This window comes from Myxococcus sp. CA039A, assembly GCF_013336645.1.
In the GTDB taxonomy this organism is placed as follows: domain Bacteria; phylum Myxococcota; class Myxococcia; order Myxococcales; family Myxococcaceae; genus Myxococcus; species Myxococcus llanfairpwllgwyngyllgogerychwyrndrobwllllantysiliogogogochensis.
On sequence record NZ_JABUMQ010000495.1, the window covers coordinates 1 to 5,544 of the forward strand.

4 protein-coding genes are annotated in these 5,544 nt (G+C 67.7%); 1 reads left to right on the forward strand and 3 read right to left on the reverse strand.

From position 1 onward, the window contains the following. The 3 genes from HR086_RS44260 to HR086_RS44270 form a co-directional block, all read right to left on the reverse strand. Window positions 1–3,214: OTU domain-containing protein (locus HR086_RS44260; RefSeq protein ID WP_373564440.1), on the reverse strand; the 3,214-nt coding region annotated here is incomplete at its 3' end. A gap of 48 nt (window positions 3,215–3,262) precedes the next feature. Next, window positions 3,263–4,237 carry a peptidoglycan-binding protein gene (locus HR086_RS44265; protein WP_217442199.1) on the reverse strand — a complete coding sequence of 325 codons (975 nt, stop codon included), beginning with the start codon at window positions 4,235–4,237 and terminating at the stop codon, window positions 3,263–3,265. Window positions 4,238–4,309: 72 nt separating this feature from the next. Further along, the gene (locus HR086_RS44270; RefSeq protein WP_174454256.1) at window positions 4,310–4,741 is read right to left on the reverse strand and encodes a hypothetical protein; all 432 of its coding nucleotides are present in this window, start codon (window positions 4,739–4,741) and stop codon (window positions 4,310–4,312) included. A gap of 375 nt (window positions 4,742–5,116) precedes the next feature. Between HR086_RS44270 and HR086_RS44275 the strand changes: the two genes are divergently transcribed. Next, a complete protein-coding gene (locus tag HR086_RS44275; RefSeq protein ID WP_174468647.1) occupies window positions 5,117–5,488 on the forward strand; it encodes a hypothetical protein in 372 nt (123 codons plus the stop codon). Window positions 5,489–5,544: the final 56 nt, after the last annotated feature.

A 5,544-nucleotide genomic window follows, 5' to 3' on the forward strand; every position in this document is an offset into this window, starting at 1 on the left:
GTGCTCCACCGCCCCCTCCCCGCCCGGCGAGCAGGTCGTCCAGGTGATTGACCGCCAACTGGCGCACCGTGCCGTGGTGCCGCTCGTCGCCGAAGAGAAGCTGAGCCAGTGAGCGGAAGAGGCAGTCACCTCCCCCTGCGTTCGGCTCGCGCCGCTGATGGAGGGACGTCAGGTGTTCATCCATCGAGATGGTCCGGACGGCGCTCCTGCGCCCTCCATCCGACTCCAGGGTCGGCCGCTTGCCCCAATAGGCCGCCGTGTCGAAGCCCTCCGCCCGGAGCGCGACGAGCGTCAGACGCACTTGCATGGCATCCGCCACCAGGCTGCCGGAACGCTCGTGCTCGGCCTCACCGACCTGGGCCGCCGCCTCCAGAATCTGGTCGAGCGCCCTGGCCGCCACCTCGTCGGACTCCGTGGACTTCTGGTAGGCGAGACACAACGCCTCCAGCCTCCGCATCTCCTCGGAGCCCCTGGGCGCCTCCGGGACCTCGGGGGGCAGGGCGGTCTCCTCGACGACCAGCTTTTCGCGCCCGTCGTAGACGAGCCTCAAATCAGAGACGAGCGGCATGTGGTCGCTCATCTTCTTCGCGTCCGCCATCAGGTCGACCCAACGCGCGTCGTCGCTGCCCTTCAGCGTGACACCCGCGCCGCGCAGATGCCCGAAGATGCGCGCCTCCTCCTCCAGTCGCGCATCTTCCCTCTGGATGAGCTGCCAGAAAGGTCTCAGGTGCTCGGGCAGGAGCTCGCCGTGGATGCGAAAGAGCTTTCGCTCCTTGTCAGTGGCGAGGACCATCGGGAACGGGATGACGAAGACCGAGGCCTGCTCCAGCCTCCAGCCATCCGTGCGCGGCGAGTACACGAGAATCTTGTCATAGCCACTCGCGCCATAACGTTGCTGGGGCGAAGTCGCGAACGACTCGATGAGCCCCAACACATCCTCGACGGAGTTGAGCAACGATACCGGCTCGCCGCGCTCCGTCGTGGAGGGGTTGAACGGAAGGGCCTTCACCGCCGTGTTCAGCAGCGCGCGCAGGGACTGCTTGGAGCCACTGCCAAAGTCGTGGTCCGCATCGGACGCCCAGGCCGTGAAATCACTCACCGCGAGGGTGGAGCGCTCATCGGCCAGTGCGTAGAGATGACTGGCATTCGCGCCGGGCCCCAGCAGCGTATCGAAGAACCGGTGGAACGAGAGCTTCGGCTTGCAGTCGGCGATGTACGGAGTGCCATCGGGCGCGAGGCCTTTTTTGGGCCTCGCGGTGTCGATGTTCAAGTCGGACAGGACGATGCCCAGGGCCTTGGCCTGGCGCTCGGCCTTGCAGTACTCGAGGAAGGCTGAAAAGTCCTTGCCCCGGGCAGGCCCATTGTCAGCCTTGGGCGAGGGCGGATGCCACGCGATGACGCCTATCTCCGGAGCCGCTTTCACCTTGGCGAGCCGCACCGGAATCCGCAGGGGCTCTCGCTTGCTGAAGAGGCTCCCGGCCTCCTTCTCTCCACGCGCCAGATAGGTGCTGACGTAGGAGACGGCCTCCTGGTCGATGCTCACCTTGGAGGCGCGCCACAGGACACCGTACGCCTCATCCTGCGTATAGAGCCCCTTGACGGCCCCTTCGGGCACCTCTCGGGGCCACGACTCGTAGACCTCCACATGACGGGCCCGGCACTGGGCGTTCAGCGCATCGCGGATGCGCAAGAACTCGCGCAACCCCGCATGGGTCGACGGCCCGTCTTCGGTCTCGTTCTTGCGCCGGGCATAGGCCGCGAGCTTCGACTGATAGAGCCGATTGAGATGCTCGGTATTTGAACGAGACAGGATTTGTTCGAACTCGAACTCGCGCCCCTGCTTCCTGGAACGCGGCACCTCCTCCTTCGCGATGCTGAAGATGAACCCCTTGAAGAGTTCTCCGCAGTACGCGAGGAGCTGTTCGACGGCGAACTTCGCGAGCTTGTCGCGGGCAGTCCGCTCAGCTCCGAGTTCCGCATCCTCTCTCTCGGTGGTTGAGTAGCGCGGCGCGAAGGGCTGGAGCCAATCGTAGTACTCCTCTTCCACGAGCAACCGCACACAGTACGGGTGAAACTCCGCGATGAGCTTCGGGGTCTTGCGCTTCACATCGATTTCGGTCGCGACGAGCCGCGCGGCAGGGGCATCATCATCATCATCATCATCATCATCATCATCCGGCCCACCGAAGCGATCGATGAGCAGGGGCTCGCAAGCCTCCCATGCGGTTTCGATGCTCTCATTGAGTTCGTCGAGCCTCTCGGCATCGAGTTCTTGCGTCGTTTCGCTCCAATCCGGGTCGGGTGCTGATTCGGCCGTGACGCCCGGCCAGATGGCTCTGCGCACCCTCGTGGCGAAGATTTTCGCCAGGTCATTGGCGAACTCCGATTGCCACTCCCGGACAGCGGCATCCTCGGCATCCCGAGGGGCGACGTTCCTGACGGCGCTCGCGGCGGCCTTCTTTCGATAGCGCTTGGGCACCGGGAAGCGCTCCAACAGCGCGGTCAACGAATCGCCGCGCACGCGATTCGGCGGTGGCGGAACCGGCGGCTTGGGCTCAACCAGACGCAGGCCCCCCTTCTTCTTCAGCTCCAGGATGGTGACGAGGTCGGGGTTCGCCGCACGGATGACGTGCGCCAGGGCGTCGATGGTCCACTGCTTGCGGACCGCGGGGGTTCCGCTCGGCCCCCCTCCCAGGTCCGCGATGTTCCACAGGAGCACCCGGAGCGGGAAGCTCCGGTCGAGCACGGGCGCGTCAGCCACGGTGGTCTCCGCGCCGAGCGGGACACTCCGGACCTCGGACCGCGCGTCCCTCAGCGCTTCGGGTGGCGACTCCAGGGGCGGGATGACGACTTCGGAGGAGGACGCATCGAGCATCTGCGCATGCATCTGCTCGTTCGACAGCCGGTGCGAGTCCGTTGAGTCAAGGCTCTCCAGCACCTTGTCGTACTCATCCCCCATGAGCGAAGCGAGGGTCTCATCGTCATCGGAGACCGCCTGGGCCTCCACGTCGATGGGTGGGAGTTCGTCATCGTCGCCGAGCGGCTGGAGGTCCGCGTCGTCATCGTCGTCGACCGGCTGGACCTCCTCCCCCACATCATCCCAATCGTCACCGTCGTCGGCGGCCCAGTCGTTGTCATTCCCCTCGGCGGGGACGACAGGCAGGGGAGAGCCACAGGCGGCGCAGCGGGGAGCGGCCTCCGCTCCGTCGTCCATGACTTCAGCGCGGCAGTTCGGGCATCGCATCGCGAAAGGCTCCCTGGATTACGAACGGTGAAGCAGGCCCAGCGCGGCGCGGGTCGCCTCGTCCACGTCACCGCTCGGAGGCAGCCCGAGCGCGTACTGAAACCACTCGACGGCCAGACGCGTCTTGGGCCCCAACTCCCCCTGCTCGCCTCCGCAGGAGAACCCCAGGTTCTCCAGGCGCTCCCGCAGCCCCTCCGGCGCGCTCGTCGACCGCAGCGCGACGAAGCGCAGCGTCAGGCGGCGCTCATCGGGGCGACCGGGCGCCACCGTCACCTCGCCCCTCACCGCGCGCTCCGGCAGCACCTGCACGACGCGCCCCTCGTCATCCGTCACGCCCTCCTGCGCGGGCAGCTCCTCCTCGTCATCCAGCCACACCTTCAGCAGATAGGGCTGGTGCGCGCGGGGTTGGTGCGCGCCGTCGCGCAGCACCAGCACCAGGGCCAGGGGAATGCCAATCCGGTGCACCACCTGCCGGTAACCTGTCTCCACGGTGACCCACTCCCGGGCGAAGGGCCGCGCCACGACGCGAGTGCCCGGCGCGGGTGCCACGTCGGACGCGAGCGCTTGTCCCGTTCGCGCATCCACGAGGCGCGATGGGCGCACTCCCCACCTCGCGGCGAGGACCGTGAGAGACTCGGTCCCCTCGCACGTCCAGGTGAGCGCCTTGGGCTGGGACGCCGGCCCCCATCGCGCGCTGGCTCCCGCCTCCCGAGGTGGCAGCTCCAACGCGCCGAGCACCCGCCACAGCGCGGGCTCCACGTCGAGCAACCGCAGGCGATAGCGGCCTTCCTCCAACCCCTCGAACAGCGCGACGCCCTGCGCATCCGTGCGCGTGCGCAGGGCTTCATCCCCTGTCAGCCGCGTCAGCTCGAGCGCCACGCCCGACAGCGGCGCCTCCCGGTCATCGACGACGACCACCTCCACCTGGCCCTTCCTGGACTCGAGTGGACAGGGGGCAATGGCGGCATCCGTCCCGGACGTGGGGAGTGGCATGGCAGTGGGTCCTCGCTCAGGCGTGCGTGTCGGGTCGGCCTGGGCGGCGGCGACATGCCCGTGCGACTCCGGTCAGGTGTCGGTCCCAGGCGGAGCATGGAGGAGGCGAAATGCCTCTTCCTTCCGTCGGTTCTGGAGGACCACGTCCTCGCGGCGGCGGCGCTCGTTCACCACCCTGCGAAGGCGCGCGACAGGGTCCGAGACGCCCGCGTCATCCAACCAGGTTCGCATCCAGGCATGAGGGCGTTGCTCCTCGAAGTCCGCGCCCAGCGACTCGGCGAGGCTGACGTAGAGCCGCACGTCCTCGAGCGCGAGGATGCCCCGGTCCACCGCCCGGCGAACCACGGGCCGCAGCCGCTCCCGCGTCCACGTCGGCTCCACACGAGCAGGCCCGGGCACGACAAGAGCCTGCTCCGCGAGAAGGTCCCCGACCCGCTGCTCGACCCGCGCATCCTCCGCGGAGAGCCGCAACGTGGTGATCTGCGACTCACGAATCCGCAACAACGGAGACACCCACGCCGGTGAAGTGACGCAGGATTATTTCCAGGACATCAGAGGAAAGCAAGGTACGGAGGCGTCTCGGACGGATTCATCCGGCGACGAGTCCTCCGCGACGAGGCAGGTGAAGACAGGCCTCCGCGTGGCGGACGACCAGGGGCCCGGGCACGCCAACGCCTTCACCGGAACGCCGCCTCGGCGGTGGAGGAGTTGCCCACGAGCGTTCGAGCAATCTGACCTCGTGGGTTTCACCGGAACACGAGGCGGAAGGACGCGCCGCCTCCGTTGCGGGACTCGTGAGGGACGCCTTATCGTTTCGCCTCAGTCCTGGAAGCACGGTTGCGCGGGGGGCCAGGAATTCAGGCTCGATAAGGCACCCCTTTGTTGATCATCCGTGACGAGCAGAAGCAGGTCTTCCAACAGGAGTCGCGTCGACGGTTCGAGGTCCTCCTCGCCGACTTCCTGCGAGAGCACTACCCCGCGGCCCGCCGCATGGCACCCGAGCAGCTCTCCGGGTTCGTCCACACGCAGGTCAGCAAGGCCGGGCCCTATGGGCTGGTGAGCCGGCGCGGCGCGGCGCTGTTCGTGGCGGCCGCCTGGCATCTGGGTGACGGCTTCGACCTGCGGTTGCGCGGAGGAAAGCGGCCCATCTTCGGCCGCGACACGTTCCCCTCTGAGCGCGAGGCGATGCTCGAGGACCTGCTCCACGAGTTGGGCGCGGGCGTGCCCGCCGGAGAGGGGGCCGGACGATGAGCGACACCTTCGACGATGACCCGCGCTCCAGGCCCCCGTTTCGTCCCGCCCCTTCG